At 69.6% G+C, this 14,030-nt stretch carries 14 protein-coding genes; all 14 read left to right on the top strand.

What is annotated here, in order from left to right; genetic code table 11:
* Nucleotides 1–90 precede the first annotated feature (90 nt).
* From AIIKEEIJ_RS15540 to AIIKEEIJ_RS15605, 14 genes are read left to right on the top strand one after another with little or no spacing between them, the layout of a single operon-like run.
* Nucleotides 91–1,194, top strand: coding sequence for a hypothetical protein (locus AIIKEEIJ_RS15540; protein WP_161996029.1), 1,104 nt, complete (start codon nt 91–93; stop codon nt 1,192–1,194).
* Entirely contained in the window at nt 1,191–1,964 is a 774-nt protein-coding gene (locus tag AIIKEEIJ_RS15545) for a hypothetical protein (RefSeq protein WP_161996030.1), read from the top strand. The genes AIIKEEIJ_RS15540 and AIIKEEIJ_RS15545 overlap by 4 nt, the downstream gene beginning before the upstream one ends.
* Nucleotides 1,961–2,533 carry a DUF6668 family protein gene (locus tag AIIKEEIJ_RS15550; RefSeq protein WP_161996031.1) on the top strand — a complete coding sequence of 191 codons (573 nt, stop codon included), beginning with the start codon at nt 1,961–1,963 and terminating at the stop codon, nt 2,531–2,533. Before AIIKEEIJ_RS15545 ends, AIIKEEIJ_RS15550 begins: the two co-directional genes overlap by 4 nt.
* A gap of 17 nt (nt 2,534–2,550) precedes the next feature.
* Nucleotides 2,551–2,844 (top strand): hypothetical protein, encoded by a 294-nt coding sequence (locus AIIKEEIJ_RS15555; RefSeq protein WP_161996032.1) that lies wholly within the window; start codon nt 2,551–2,553, stop codon nt 2,842–2,844.
* 13 nt (nt 2,845–2,857) lie between these two features.
* Nucleotides 2,858–3,229 (top strand): hypothetical protein, encoded by a 372-nt coding sequence (locus AIIKEEIJ_RS15560; protein WP_161996033.1) that lies wholly within the window; start codon nt 2,858–2,860, stop codon nt 3,227–3,229.
* Entirely contained in the window at nt 3,226–3,834 is a 609-nt protein-coding gene (locus AIIKEEIJ_RS15565; protein WP_161996034.1) for a hypothetical protein, read from the top strand. The genes AIIKEEIJ_RS15560 and AIIKEEIJ_RS15565 overlap by 4 nt, the downstream gene beginning before the upstream one ends.
* A complete protein-coding gene (locus AIIKEEIJ_RS15570) occupies nt 3,831–4,673 on the top strand; it encodes a hypothetical protein (protein ID WP_161996035.1) in 843 nt (280 codons plus the stop codon). Before AIIKEEIJ_RS15565 ends, AIIKEEIJ_RS15570 begins: the two co-directional genes overlap by 4 nt.
* On the top strand, nt 4,664–6,235 hold the full coding sequence (locus AIIKEEIJ_RS15575) for a hypothetical protein (RefSeq protein WP_443217108.1): 1,572 nt from the start codon (nt 4,664–4,666) through the stop codon (nt 6,233–6,235). The genes AIIKEEIJ_RS15570 and AIIKEEIJ_RS15575 overlap by 10 nt, the downstream gene beginning before the upstream one ends.
* Nucleotides 6,232–7,737 (top strand): SCO6880 family protein, encoded by a 1,506-nt coding sequence (locus AIIKEEIJ_RS15580; protein ID WP_161996036.1) that lies wholly within the window; start codon nt 6,232–6,234, stop codon nt 7,735–7,737. The genes AIIKEEIJ_RS15575 and AIIKEEIJ_RS15580 overlap by 4 nt, the downstream gene beginning before the upstream one ends.
* A 19-nt stretch (nt 7,738–7,756) precedes the next feature.
* The gene (locus AIIKEEIJ_RS15585) at nt 7,757–9,517 is read left to right on the top strand and encodes an ATP-binding protein (RefSeq protein ID WP_161996037.1); all 1,761 of its coding nucleotides are present in this window, start codon (nt 7,757–7,759) and stop codon (nt 9,515–9,517) included.
* Entirely contained in the window at nt 9,514–9,828 is a 315-nt protein-coding gene (locus AIIKEEIJ_RS15590) for a hypothetical protein (protein ID WP_161996038.1), read from the top strand. The genes AIIKEEIJ_RS15585 and AIIKEEIJ_RS15590 overlap by 4 nt, the downstream gene beginning before the upstream one ends.
* Nucleotides 9,825–11,456: a peptidoglycan DD-metalloendopeptidase family protein gene (locus tag AIIKEEIJ_RS15595; RefSeq protein WP_161996039.1), complete on the top strand. Its 1,632-nt coding sequence runs from the start codon at nt 9,825–9,827 to the stop codon at nt 11,454–11,456. The genes AIIKEEIJ_RS15590 and AIIKEEIJ_RS15595 overlap by 4 nt, the downstream gene beginning before the upstream one ends.
* Before the next feature lie 14 nt (nt 11,457–11,470).
* Nucleotides 11,471–12,019 (top strand): hypothetical protein, encoded by a 549-nt coding sequence (locus AIIKEEIJ_RS15600; protein ID WP_010596719.1) that lies wholly within the window; start codon nt 11,471–11,473, stop codon nt 12,017–12,019.
* A 15-nt stretch (nt 12,020–12,034) separates the two neighbouring features.
* Nucleotides 12,035–14,026, top strand: coding sequence for a type IV secretory system conjugative DNA transfer family protein (locus AIIKEEIJ_RS15605; protein WP_010596718.1), 1,992 nt, complete (start codon nt 12,035–12,037; stop codon nt 14,024–14,026).
* Nucleotides 14,027–14,030: the final 4 nt, after the last annotated feature.

A 14,030-nucleotide genomic window follows, 5' to 3' on the forward strand; every position in this document is an offset into this window, starting at 1 on the left:
CTCGCCGGTGGGGGCGGGTAGCCCCGCCCCCACCACCCGACGACGGAGGACACATTGTCGACCGGCAATCGAGGACAACTCTTCCCGGACGTGACCGAGCGGTACGGGCCGGAGCCGACTGCGAGCGACGAACGAGAGACCGGATCGGTGCACTTCCCGATCCCGGACGAAACCCTCGACGCCGCGGGGGTGCCGGCATCGGACCTCCACCCGGTCGATGCGGCCTGCGTCCCCGAACAGCCTGCTACCGACGACGAGTCGGTCATCCAGACCGACCTCGAACCGATCGTCGCTGCCGAATCCGCAGCCGAGATCTACCCGGTCCCGGTCCATCCTGCCGATCACTCAGCCCACGGCCCTGCCGGATACGACGATCAGAACCTGGCCGACGACGAGCACGGCGGGGCCGGATACGGCGATACGGCGACCGAGGTCGACCCCTATGCAGGCGCCCCGGAGTGGGTCCGCGCCCACCTTCCCCGTGGCCCGCTGATGATCCCCGAACGCACCCGTGGGGGATTGAAGTCCGCGATCGGCCGTGCCCGACCTGCTCGCCCGACCCCTGCCGCAGCTCCGGCTGCGGCTCCGGTCGAGGTCGTCGAGGAGAGGACCGCCCAGCCGGTCACCGACAGCGCCTCTGCGGCCGCGACGGCCCGCCCCGATCGATCCCGCACCTGGATGCTCGTCGGCGGCGGTGTCGCGGTGCTGGCGGTGGTCTCCGCAGCGGTGGTCACCGCGACGGTCGGCACCACCGACGAACCGCAGGTGCCGCCGCTGCCCTCGCCGACGGCGGTGTCCTCGTCCACCACCACCTCGACGTCGACGGTCGCGGCTCCGGCGTGGTGCGCCCCGGTCACCGAACCCGGCCGGATCGTCGGCAACGGTCCCGGTGGCCGCGACACCGGCCCCGCGGTGATCCAGGCGTTCGAGCACGCCTACTACGTCGAACGTGACGGCACGGCCGTCGCGGACCTGATGGTCCTGCCGGGCACCGATATTCAGTCGTTCATCGACGCCGTTCCGGTCGGGACCGAGCACTGCGTGAGCGTGCTGCCGACCGAGGACCCGAACCGCTGGTCGGTCGATGTGCTGCTGAAGTTCCCGCCCGTGGGAGACGAAGGCATCCACAAGCAGTGGATCACCACCCTGCCCGCCGACGGCGGGTTGAAGATCGCGAACGTGGAGAATCGATGAACAACGTTGTCGCACTGCGTCGTAGCCCGAAACTCGAGCAGCCCGAAGACCTCTCGACCATCGTGGTGGCCGGCGCCGGGGGAGCGGGCGCGACCACCACCTGCTTCGGCCTGGCCACCGCCCTGCGCCTGGGCACCGATGTGCAGGTCGCGGCGATCGACGGCACCTTCGGCGGCGGCAACCTGCTCGACCGGGTCGGTGTCGAACCGATCGACCCGGCCCGAGCGATCCGCCAGCTCGGCTCGCGCATGGCTCTCAGCAGCACCGGGGCCGTCGTCGTCGGCCACGGCGACGCCACGGACACGGCGCTGGTGGACAGCCTGCTCGCCGACCGGCATCTGGCCCGCATCCACGACGTCGGAACAGCGTTGCGCTCACGGCGTCTGGCCCCGTTGCTCGATGCCGGGGCCGCGATCGTGATCGTCGCCCCGGCCCGCTCGGAACCGCTGGCCCGGATGCGCGACGGCCTCGAATGGCTCATCGGCACCTACGGGCGCGGCGTGCTGACGCGCACGGTGGTGTCGATCTCGCACCAGATGCCGCACCGCCTGGTGGATCTGACCCCGATCCGAGAGCACCTGGCCCCACGGGTCGCCGGATTCGTCGAAGTGCCCTTCGATGCGACCTTGGCGCGACCGGGCACCGTCGATCACCGCCGCCTGTCGGCCGCCTCGATCGACGCCTGGACCGACGTGCTCGACGCGTTGGGCCGCATCGAGGCCGGCCAGCGCGACACCGATCACCAGGCCGGGGCGGGGGAGCTGGCATGACCACCCGCGAACGCACCAGCGTCGAGGTGAGGGTCGATCCGTACCCGGTGGCTGCGCCCGGACCTGCAGTGTGGCTGCTCGGCGCGCACGGCGGGGCCGGGGTCTCCACCCTCGCCCAGTACTGGGACTTCGCCGAGGATGCTCGGCATCAGTGGCCGTGCGGTGACGCCCGTGAGACCGAATCGCCGTATGTGGTGGTGGTCTGCCGCGACACCATCGAGGGTCTGTCCAGCGCCCACGATCTGATCCTCGAGCACCGCAACCGCGGGTTGGCGTGCGAGCTGCTCGGCCTGGTCACCGTCGCGAACGCGCCCGGTCAGCCCCCGAAGGATGTGCGTCAGCTGCGCTCGATCGTCACCGGTGCGGTGGCTGCGCACTGGGCGATCGGCTGGCATCGCTTCCTGGCCTCGGCGGCCCGGTCGAGCCTGCCCACCTGGCGCGCCCTCGACGGCGTGCCGATTCAGACCAAGGGAGCCGTGATCGCAGTTCCCGAGGACGTGATCGCTGCCGGCGTCGGCATCGTCACGGCAATCCAATCCGCCCTGCCCGCCTTGTGGTCGGGGCAGTAAGACACGGAGGACACGTCATGCTTCAGACCGTCGTGGACGTTGCGTATCTCGCACAAGGTTCGGTCAACTTCGACATCAACCCGGAGGTGCCGCCGGGCGCGAACGGCCTGCTCAAGCTGCTGAACTGGCTGCTGTGGGGCGTCACGCTCGCGTGCGTGGCCGCCCTGATCTTCTCGGGCGGGAAGTTCGCGTGGGAGAAGTGGCAGCACGGCTCCGGTGACTCGCCGAAGATGCTCGTCGGTGCCCTCGTCGGCGCGATCGTCGCCATCTCCGCCAACCAGATCCTCAGCGCCGTCACCAACGCGGCATAAGGCGGGGTCAGCGATGGAGGTGTCCGTACAGGGCGTGGTCAGCCCGCCCCCCGACGTCCTCGACGGGTTCCAGACGCTCCTGGGCTACGCGGCCGGGATCGTTTTCCTCCTGTGTGTGGCCAAGGTGATCTTCGTCGGTGCACGCCTGGCGTGGGACCACAAGCACGGGGCCGGTCTCGAATCCCCCACCGCCGCGGAGTTCCTGGCGGCGAACATCGGCGCGATCCTCGCCGGCGGTGTGGCCGCCACCCTCGCCACGATCCTGCTGGCCACCGCCCAGGGGCCCCAGGCCCACCAGCTCGGAGGCGGCCATTCCCCGACCGTCATCGAGCAGCTCGAACAGCTCCAGCAACAGCAGCAATCCGGCAACGAGGAGAACGAATGAGGAGGCGTCGGTGGGCGCGAGCCGCGGTGGTCGCGGTGGCGCTGGTGGCTACCAGCTGCGGGGGATCGGACACAGGCGAGAGCCCGGTGTCGCTGACCGATCCGCCGCAGATCAGCCGGTGGGTCACCGTCGGTGGCATCGAGGTGCCGATCGGCACCACCGACGGACCGCGAGGCGGTGAGTGGGAGCCGTTCGCCGGGTTCAGCCACACCCCGCAGGGTGCGGCTCTGGCGGCGATCACCCAGTCGGTGCAGCTGGCCACCGCGTCCGATCGCACCTGGCCGACGATCCTGGCCGGGGTGGCCGCCCCCGGCGAAGGCCGCGACCTCTACGCCGCCCACCGCTCCCTGGTGGAGATGTCGGGCACCGACCCCGAGATGGTGCCGACCATCGTCGGCTACACCCTCGCCGACTACAGCGACACCGCCGCCACCGTCGACGTCATCCAGCGGTTCTCCGACAACTCGCTCGCCTCCGCGACCACCCAGGTGGTGTGGATCGACGACGACTGGCGGCTGAACCTGCCCAGCAACGACACCGCCACCATCACCGCCCTCGACGCGCTGCCGTCGGAGCTGGTCGACCTCGAGGAGACCCGCAAGTGACCGAGCAGAACACCACCGGCCAGACCGGGGACACGAACACTTCCTCACTCGAGGGCGCCGAGAACGAGCGCGCCTCGGCAGCAACGAAACTCACCAACGGGTTGGCGGCAGTGGCCGTGATCGTCGTCGTCGGTCTCGTGCTGAGCATCGTGATGCTCTTCCGCGGTGACGATGCCGAACCGCTGGTCTCGCTCGACCCGACCACCGACAACGGGGCCACCGCCCGACTCGACGACCTCCAGTTCATGCCGGAACCCGTCTTCGACAAGCTCCACCGCGTCATCTACGTGCCGCTCGACCCCCACGGGGTGATCCTGTCCGACACCCTCGCCACCGGGAACCGGCCGGTCGAGCAGGCACCGAGTGGGGTGATGCTCCAGCGCATCCACGGCAACATGGATCTTCCGTTCTCGACCTCCGACGGCCCCACCGGGTTCACCGACAACGGTGTCGCCACCGGATTTTCGCACACGGCGCAGGGAGCGGCGCTGGCTGCAGCCCACTACATCGGGTACGTCGCAGCCGGGGACAACCGGGTCGAGATGGTCACCGAAGCAGGCCGGGTGTCGGACCCGACCGGACAGTTGTCGGGAGTCAGGCTGGCCGACGACACGCCGACTGCGGTGATGCCGATGGTCAACGTGACTTTCCATCCGGATCTGACCCTGGTGAAGTTCGGCGCCACCGTCGAGCGGCCGAACGGGGCTACCGAGATCAGGGTGGTGAAGATTCCGGTGGTGTGGCGCGAGGGTACCGGTTGGGTTGTCCAGCTGGACTCGACCGCTTTTGGTACCGAGTTCGAGCCGGTGTCGTCCGAAGGGTGGCAGCAGTGGTGGTAAACCGCAGCCTGCCCCCAGTCGTTCTTCGGCTGGTTGCCGTGCTCTGCGCTGTCATGGTCGTCGGCATCGGCGCAGCGGGTGCGGCCTTCGCCCAGGACTCCGAGCCCTCGGGGGATTCGTCCGGGGGCAGCATCGACAGTGCCGAGGTCGAGGAACAGGGCGATGGGGACTTGGGTTTCGACTGGCTGGAAACGGGTGCTGGGGCCTTGAGCTGCGCCAGCACCGCCGGGAACGTCGTCGGCGCGCTGGGCGAGATGGTCTTGGATGTAGACATTCCCGACTGCGTGGACGCAGCCGGCAACGTCGTCGATGCCGGTACGGGCGCGATCGAAGACGGCATCAATGACGCCGCTGCGGGCGCGGTCGAGAAGACCGCGCTGTGGATCGGTAATGCCGGTGTGGCGGTGTTGAAGTTCGCTCTCGGGTGGTGGATCACCGGCACCGAGATGGACGGGGACACCTTCCAGAGGACCGTGGCCACGGTCAACGACTACACCTTCTACATCCAGGTCTCCGCCTTGTCGTTGTCGCTGATCCTGCTCGGCGGGCGTCTGGCGCTGGCCCGGTCGGGGGCGATCCGCGACACCTCGGAAGAGGGCCTCAGGCAGATGGCCCGTGCGGCGGTGCTCGCCGGGGGAGCATCGACGCTGATCGTGCTCGGCACCGAACTGTCCGACCAGATTTCGGCCTGGTTCATGGACAGTGCGGTCGGCTCCGATCCGTCCCGCCTGGCCGAAGCGATGGTGTCGATCTACCTGTACTCCGGTCCGGCCGGTGTGGGCCTGCTGTTCCTGATCGGCATCATCGGCATGCTCGGCGGGTTGATGATGGCGTTCTTGATGCTGCTGCGCACCGGCATCCTCGTGCTCATGGCAGCGGCGCTGCCGATCGCGGGCGCGGCCGGAGGCACCAAGGTCGGCAGCCAGGCATACGAGAAGATGCTGGCCTGGACGATCGCGTTCCTGCTGGTCAAACCGGTCGGAGCGTTCGTGATCGGGGTCTCGGCGATCCTGTTCCTCGAGGCCACCCCGACCATCACCGACCCCGAGAACGGCGACGGGTTCATGGCCCTGTCCGGGGTCATCACCTTGTGCGCCGCGGCCCTGGTCCTGCCGTCCTTGATGCGGTTGATCGTCCCGAACATCGGCGCACTCGGTGGCGGCGGCAGCGGTCTGGCGGCCGCCGCGGGATTGGCGGGTGTGGTCGGTGCGGGCGCGAAAACCGCCGGGATGATCGCCAGCGGCGGTGCCAGTGGCGCAGTGTCCGGCGCAGCATTCACTGCGACGAAGCGAGGCGATGACGATGGTTCGCCTCCTGGGGGTGGGGCTCCTCCCTCCGGTGCCCCGGTCGGCTTCGGTGCCGCAGGTGCAAGCCCGGCGGGCAATCAGCAAGGAACTCCGCAGGGCAACACCTCGGGTGCCTCTGGTGGGGGAGCCGGTGGGCAACCCGGTGGCAATGCGACCGGAACCCCCAGCGAGGGATCGCCGGAGAACGCAGCCTCCGCTGCCCCTGTCGCATCGGGGGCCGGCCACCAATTCCACCGAGGGGGATTCGAGCAATGAGCGGCGAACCGACTTTCCATACCTACGGCAACTGGCGCCGACCCCGCGAAACGGGCCTGCTCGGTGCCACCTTCGGCACCTCGATCGCCGCGATCGCCGCCGCAGCCACCGTCATCATCGCGGGTCTGTTCTTCGGCCTGCGGGTGTCGTTGCTGCTGGCGATCCCGGTGATCGTGTGCTTCATCCCCCTGGTCATCTCCCGTGACGGGCGTTCCGGTTACGAAAGGGCACTGATGCGACTGCAGTTCTGGCGCGGCCGCCGTCGCGGTGAGCACACCTACGCCTCGGGCACGTTCTCCCGCGTTCCCGGCCGGGCGTACCGGCTGCCCGGGGTGCTCGCCGACACCGAGCTGTACGAGGGCATCGATTCGGACGGGCGCACCTTCGGGATGATCCACATGCCCAGCCGGGGTGCCTACACGGTCGTGTTCGACGCCTACCCGCAAGGTGCGGAGGCCGTCGATCAGGACGTGATCGACCACTACGTCGGCAACTGGGCGCAGTTCCTGTCCGCGGCGGGGGAGACCTCGGACATCCTCGCGGTGGTCACCACCGTCGAAACCCTGCCCGAGACCGGCATCGAGCTGTACGAGACGGTCCACCAGAACACCCGCGCCGATGCCCCGCAGCTGGCCCGCGACGCGGCCTACCAGCTCGCCACCGGGCTGACCACGGGCGGGATCCGTCTGGCTGCGCGGATCGCGCTCACCTTCGAGGCCAAGACCACCGAGCGCAGGCAGGACCCCTCCGAGCAGGCCGTCGAGCTCGGCCGCCGGCTGCCCGGCTTGACCGCGGCCGCGGCACGGTCCGGGGTGCCGTGCTCACCGATGGACGCCGACGAGATCATGGCGTTCGTGCGCCGCTCCTACGACCCGGCCTCGCTCGTCGACGTGGAGACCGGCCTGCACTCCGGCGACGGCACCGGATTGACCTGGGAGGACTGCGGTCCCCGCACCGCCCACGAAAGCCCGGACGGCGGCAAATACGTCCACGACGGCGCAGTCTCGGTGACCTGGGAGATGCGCGAGGCCCCCAAGGGCGCGGTGACCGAACGGGTGCTGGCGCGCCTGCTGGCGCCGAACGAGGCGGTGCCGCTCAAGCGGGTGTCGGTGCTCTACCGGCCGCATTCGGCCGGCGATGCCACCGACATCGCCGACCGCGACTACCGCAACGCGATGGCCGAGGCCCACGGCGGCTCGCTCAAGAACGGCTCGATCGCCTCGGCCAAGTCGCAGATCGAGGTCGCCGCCACCTCGCAAGCCCGCATGGAGCAGGCCCGCGGTGCGGGCATGGTGCGCTTCGGGGTGCTCATCACCGTCACCGAACCGGCCGGCAGCGCCGATGTGCCGAAGATCGACGCCCTCATCGAAGACCTCTCGCGCCAGAGCCGGCTGACGATCCGCCGCTCCTGGTGCTGGCAGGCCGCAGCGTTCGCGGCCTGCCTCGGTGTCGGGGTCCTCGCCCCCGACCACACCACCATTCCCAGCTTCCTCAGCAACTGACACGCAAAGGGCTATAGGCATGAGTGCACGCAACGCCACGAGATCGTCGCGGCTGCTCACAGCGGAGAAGATCGCCAAGACTCTGCTGCCGGACGACGAGCTCTCCCGCCTCGAAGAGCAGGCCGCCACCGCAACCGGACTCAAGAAGGCATGGAAGAAAAGCCTGGTCACCCGCCAGTACAGTCGCCGGGCGACGGTGGAGCGGTTGACCCGAATCAACACCGACGGCTTCGACCGACAGGTCGCCGATCTCGACGCCCGCGGATTCGACGGCCCCGGCGGGGGACGGATGTCCACGGTGATGCCCCCGGTCGAATACCGCGGCACGAGTGTGCAGGTCGCCGGGATCTACCCGTGGATCGTCGGCGCGAAGGCCCCGCTGCTGGGCACCCCGCTCGGCCGGCACCTGACCACCGGCGCCGCAGTCGGGTTCGATCCGCTCTACGCCTGGAAGATGAAGGCGATCACCGCCCCGTCGTGTTTCATCTGCGCCCTCAACGGCTTCGGCAAATCCACCCTGCTGCGCCGCATCGCCCTCGGCGACATCGCCCGCGGCACGCTCGTGCTCGTGCCCGGCGACGTCAAGCCGGACCTGCGGGTGCTCGCCGAGCAGGTCGGCGGGCAGGTCAGCGAGGTCGGCTACGGCACCGGCGCGATCAACCCGCTCGACCGCGGCCCGATCGGCGATGCGATCGTGAGGCTGCCCGCCGGCTCCCTGGAGCGGGAGAAGGCCGAGTTCGCACTGCACGCCCGCCAGCTCAACATGATCTGCGCGCTGCTCGAGATCGTCCGCCGCGGCCCGCTCAAGGACTTCGAGGAAACCCTGCTCGCCTCGGCGATCCGGCTGCTCTACGCACCGGGCTCGCAGTTCGACAACGACCACGCGGCCCGGATCGAGGACCTGCTGACGCTGATCTCGACCGGCCCCGAGGAGCTGAGGGACGACGCGGTGGCCGACACCGCCGAGGAATACCGCGGTCAGATCAAACCGCTGTTGCGCTCGCTGCGCGCGTTGGTCAAGGGCCGGTTCGGGGAGACCTTCAACCGGCACAGCACCGTGCGCATCGACCTCACCAAACCGATGGTCGATTTGGACATGTCCTCGGTGCCGCCGGGGGACGAATTGATGCGGGCTGCGGTGCTGCTCGCCGGATGGAACGAGGCGTTCGCGGCGGTGGAGGCGGCGCACATCCTGGCCGACAACCAGGTGCCCGGCGCGAAGTCGATCGCGGCCCACATCATCTTGGACGAGGTGTGGCAGGTGATCCAGACCGGCAGCTCGGCGGTGGCGCGCCTGGACGCGGTGCAGCGGTTGCAGCGGTCGATGGGCGTGGCGATGACGCTGGTCACCCACTCGCTCGCGGACTTCGAGAAGGTCGGCGCGCTGGGCATGATCGAACGCTCCCGCGCCCGGATCATCGGCCCGGTCCCCGAGGCCGAACTCGACCGCCTCGGTAAGTTCATGAAGTTCTCGCAGGCAGAACGCGCGATGGTCACCGGCTGGGCCAACGACACCACCTCCTCGGTGGACGAGAAGAAGACACTGCGCCAAGCCCGCCGCAAGGCGCTGGCCTCGGCTGACGGTGCTCCCGGCGTGGCGGACGGCACGCGCACCGCGGCCGGAGTCGGGCATTTTCTGCTCAAGCTCGGCGAGGGCGCGACACCCGGCACCCCGTTCAAGGTGTGGGTGCCCCAGGCGGAGAAGGACTCCGGGATTCACGACACCGATGCCCGTCTGCGGGCCGCCGACGAAGACCGGGGCACGGAGTTCGCAGCATGAGCCGGCGTGGCCGTCCCGGCACTCGCCGGTACACCCTGGTCGATGACCTCACCCGTGAGGCCGCGATCGAGGCGGTCCTTCAGCGCATGCAGGCCGGGGACAGCTTCACCGCCGCGACGCGAGCCGCCGCGGCGCAGCTGGATGTGGCCGAGACGACGGTGCGGGGCTGGGTCAACCGCTCCGGCCGTCGCCCGCGCCGCACCGAACGCGATGTCGCCGCGTTGGAAGCGGAGCTGGCGCTGGCGCAGGAGCTGAACCGGGCGTTGGCGCGCACGCACGGGGTCGTGGTCGAGGGTCTGAGTCTGCGGTGACAGGCAAGGGGGGCACCGGGCTGATCGCGCTGATCCTGGCGCTTACGCTCATTCCGTTCTTCCTGCTCCTCGTGCTGGTGATGGGAATTGCGGACGAGGAAGACCGCGAGAACGGCACGACCTGCCTCGGCCCCGGTTCGGGTGTGGGGTCGGGGGACCGGCTCGCCCCGAGGGGCTCGTTCCTCAAGCCGGTCGATCCCTCCGCGGTCACCCTCACCTCCAGGTTCGGTGAGCGGTGGGGGACCCAGCATCAGGGCATCGACCTGGCCGGCGCCGTCGGCACCCCCATCTATGCCTCGGCCGACGCGGTGGTGCGCCATGCCGGCCCCGCCAGCGGGTTCGGGCAGTGGGTGGTCCTCGACCATGTGCAGGGTGGGCAGTTGGTGTCCACCGTGTACGGACACATCGACACCTACACCGTCGAAGTCGGTGAGCAGGTCCGCGCCGGTCAGCAGATCGCCACCCTCGGCAACCGGGGCCAGTCGACCGGCCCGCACCTGCACTGGGAACTCTGGCCCGGCGGCTGGGGCACCGAAGCGGTGGATCCGCTGCCGTACTACGAAGCCGCCCCCGCCCCGGGACAGTCCTCGGCCGGGCCGACCACCCCGGTGCCGCCGGTCCCGTCCCAGGGGAATCTGGCGCAGCCGTTGCCGCCGTCGGCCGGCTCCGAGCAGGGCCTACAGGTCGATGCAAAAAAGGTCGCTCGCGCAGCCCACCTGACGTTCGGCGACCGGATCGCGGGTATCGGCGGGTGGCGCGCCGACGGCGGCTACGCCACCGACCACACCGAAGGCCGGGCCATCGATGTGATGATCCCGCACCACCGCTCCGGCGACGGGGTGGCCCTCGGGGACGAGATCACCGACTACATCCTGGCCAACGCGGATGCTTTCAATGTCGAATACGTGATCTGGCGGCAGACCTATTACCCCGTCGGGGGTGCCCCGAGCCTGATGGAGGACCGCGGCAGCGAAACCCAGAACCACTACGACCACGTGCACATCAGCGTCCGGGGTCAGGGCACCGACGAGAGGTTGGTGTCGTGGGGAGCGCTGCCCGGCGGCCGCGGCAACGCCACCGCCGCGGCCGCGGACTGCCTCGTCTCCGGTGAGGGACTGGGCGATCGGCTCGCCGACGGCACCGTGCCGGACGAGTTCGCGGTGTGGCTCGAGCGGGCCGGGTCGATCTGCCCGCAGATCACACCGTCGCTGCTCGCCGCCCAGCTCGCCGCCGAGAACGGCTTCCGCCACGGCACCGACGCTCCGGTGTCGGTGACCGGGGCGAGGGGACCGGCGCAATTCATGCCCGGCACGTGGGCGTCCTACGGCCAGGACTACGACGGCGACGGGACGGTCGATCCCAACAGCATCGGCGATGCGGTCATGGCCCAGGGCCACTACATGTGCACCATCGCCGCCACCGTCGACGGCGCGATCGCAGACGGGGTGGTCTCCGCACCGAACGGGCGCACCGAGCTGTACCTGGCCGGCTACAACGCCGGCGAAGGCGCGGTCCTGGCCTCCGGGGGCTTCCCGACCGGGCACACCGACTACGTGGTCCAGACCCGCCCCTACGCCGACACGATCATCGCCGCCGAACCGCAGTACCGGGCGATGAGCGACCAGTGAAAAGTGGTACGCCCGTGAGGATCACACGCATCACCGTCGCGGCGGTGTGCACCGCGGCCGCCGTCGCGTTGGCGGGCTGTGGCAGCGACACCCCCGACGGCCAGCACGTGCATGAGGGCAGCGACGACCACCAGGTGATCGAGTCGCTCTCGCCCCAGCAGACGGGCGCCGACCAGACCGCGATCACCGCCATGGGGATGATCCTGTCCTGGCAGCCCGCGATCGATGAGAGCAAGGCCGACGCGCTGCTCCGGGCGAAGGCGTATCTCGGCGGGGACCTGCTCGCCGTCGCCGAATCCGGCACCCGTGCCGAGGTGCGCCCGGATGCGGACTGGCAGCAGTGGGCGGCGTCGAAGGACGCGGTGGCCGCGACCTGTGTGCGGGCCGAGTCGACCCCGGCCGCACCGGCCGGGATGCGCACCCTCGTCATCGACGTGACCTGCACCCAGACGGTGCTGCACGCGAGCGGGCGCAGCACCCGCCTGACACCCCAGACCTGGCGCACCACCACCGTCCGCACCGACGACGGGTGGCGACTGACCGGCTACCGATACCAGCAGTAGAAGAGGCGCACGACCATGGCACAGACGCGACGCGACCGGCCCCGCACCTCCTCGGGCGCCGACGAGATGTTCCTCAAGGCACTTCCCGTCCTGGTGGTCGTGGCGTACCTGCCGACGATCGCCTACAACACCGGCGGGGGAAACCGCCCCACCTGGAATCCGATCGGCCTGCTGTTCGCTCTGGCACTGGGGGCGACGAGCTGGCCGGCCGGGGCAACCATCGTCCTCGGTGTCGAGCTGGTCCTGCTGGCGGTGGTCGCCGGGGCAGGCTGGTGGGCGCTGCGCCGGTTCGGGGTCCTCGAGACGCTCGAGGGCAAGCAGTTCGAAAAGCGCATCGATCGTCTCGCCCGCACGATGGTCGACCCGAAGGAGGTCGACGAGGCCGACCCGACGTACCTCGCCGCCTCCACCGACCGGCTCGCCCCCGCGATCCCGAAAAATCATCCCGGCTACCTCGGTATCCCCCTCGGTGACACCGTGGTCGGGGGTCGCACCGTGCGGATGACCTGGGAGTTCGTGGCGATCGCGTTCGCCGGCGCCCGGATGGGCAAATCCGCCGGCTTCGCGATCCCGGCGATCTGCCACGCCCCGGGAGCGGCGCTGGTGGCCTCGAACCGCGGCGATGTGTACTCGCACACCGTCGGTCTCCGCCGCCAGAGCGGGCGGGTATGGGTGTTCGACCTGCAAGGGGTGAGCACCGGTAACCGGCAGCAGCGCGCGAGTTTCTGGTTCAACCCGCTGCGCACGGTCACCGACCTGCCCTCCGCTGCGGCGGTGTGCGGCTACTTCATCTCCGCCGCCACCGACGCCGGTGCCCGGGTCGATGCCTACTTCGACGGCAACGCCCGGGACCTGTTCGCCTCCTACCTGCTCGCCGCCGCCCTGGCCGGCGGGGACATCCGACATGTGGTCGAGTGGCTGACCCACACCCAATCGCAGATCCCCCCGGCGGTGCTCGAGCAGTACGGCTACCCGGAACTCGCCCGTACGATGCGCGGCAAGCAGGCCGTCAACGCCAAGCAACGCGACGGCTTCTACGACATGGCCCGCCGCTTTTTGTCCCCGTTGGACGAACCTCGCTACGCCGACGCGGTCCTGCCGAACCGCCGGGTGGTCATCGGCACCGACACGAACGGCCAGGTCACCGTCACCCCCGGCCGCCGCGTTCACGACCTGCCGGAATTCCTCGCCGACGAGTTCGTCAAGCGCACCGACACGATGTACGCGATGTCGAAGGACGGGCCCGGCTCGTCCTCGGCGATCTCGAGTGCCCTGGTCGGCCAGATCCTCACCTGCGCCGAGGAATACTCCGAGCAGCAGCAATCGGAACGGATGCCGCTCCCGCTGACGGCGGTGCTCGACGAGGCCGCCAACATCTGCAAGCTCGAAGACCTGCCCCGCTGGTACTCACACTTCGGCGGCCGCGGCATCATCCTCATCACCTTCTTCCAGTCCCCCTCCCAAGGGGAGAAGGTCTGGGGCCGCGAAGCGTTCAAAGCCATGGTCGATGCGTGCAGCGTGATCTGGTACGGCGGCAACGTCGAAGACGACGCCTTCCTGTCCGGCCTGGTCGATGCCGTCGGCACCCACTACGTCGACACCGAATCCCGCAGTCGCCCCGCCGGCTTCTTCCCGGGCGGTCAGGCGAGCGTGTCGAGCAGCTGGCAGAAGGAAACCATCTTCGAAAAGCGGGACCTGCGAGCACTACCGAAAACCCGCGCCCTCGTCACGATCGGTGGCGCCACCCCGATCCTGGTCCGCAAAGCCTTCTGGGGCGACTTACCGTTCGCCGAGGCGATCCGCCAGTCCCAGCGCGAGAGCAACCAGCTCGCCGCAGCGGGGCAGAAAGCGCTGCCGGTCGGATACACCGACCAGCCCGAACCCGTGGCCACGGTGCTGCTGGACAAACACTGCGCAGGCGAGCCACCGACGGTCACCGGCCCCGAGCCCACCACCGAATCTCGCGCCCACGCGCTCTTCCACTCCGAATTTCTGACGAAGGACTGACATC

The sequence above is a fragment of the Rhodococcus sp. YH1 genome (genome assembly GCF_009939605.1).
Taxonomy (GTDB): Bacteria; Actinomycetota; Actinomycetes; order Mycobacteriales; family Mycobacteriaceae; genus Rhodococcus; species Rhodococcus aetherivorans.

What these genes read in the sequence shown, in the direction of transcription:
- AIIKEEIJ_RS15550 (WP_161996031.1), top strand. Translation starts at nt 1,961, where the DNA reads ATGACCACCCGCGAACGCACCAGCGTCGAGGTGAGGGTCGATCCGTAC.
- AIIKEEIJ_RS15590 (WP_161996038.1), top strand. Translation starts at nt 9,514, where the DNA reads ATGAGCCGGCGTGGCCGTCCCGGCACTCGCCGGTACACCCTGGTCGAT.
- AIIKEEIJ_RS15555 (WP_161996032.1), top strand. Translation starts at nt 2,551, where the DNA reads ATGCTTCAGACCGTCGTGGACGTTGCGTATCTCGCACAAGGTTCGGTC.
- AIIKEEIJ_RS15545 (WP_161996030.1), top strand. Translation starts at nt 1,191, where the DNA reads ATGAACAACGTTGTCGCACTGCGTCGTAGCCCGAAACTCGAGCAGCCC.
- AIIKEEIJ_RS15605 (WP_010596718.1), top strand. Translation starts at nt 12,035, where the DNA reads ATGGCACAGACGCGACGCGACCGGCCCCGCACCTCCTCGGGCGCCGAC.
- AIIKEEIJ_RS15565 (WP_161996034.1), top strand. Translation starts at nt 3,226, where the DNA reads ATGAGGAGGCGTCGGTGGGCGCGAGCCGCGGTGGTCGCGGTGGCGCTG.
- AIIKEEIJ_RS15585 (WP_161996037.1), top strand. Translation starts at nt 7,757, where the DNA reads ATGAGTGCACGCAACGCCACGAGATCGTCGCGGCTGCTCACAGCGGAG.
- AIIKEEIJ_RS15560 (WP_161996033.1), top strand. Translation starts at nt 2,858, where the DNA reads ATGGAGGTGTCCGTACAGGGCGTGGTCAGCCCGCCCCCCGACGTCCTC.
- AIIKEEIJ_RS15580 (WP_161996036.1), top strand. Translation starts at nt 6,232, where the DNA reads ATGAGCGGCGAACCGACTTTCCATACCTACGGCAACTGGCGCCGACCC.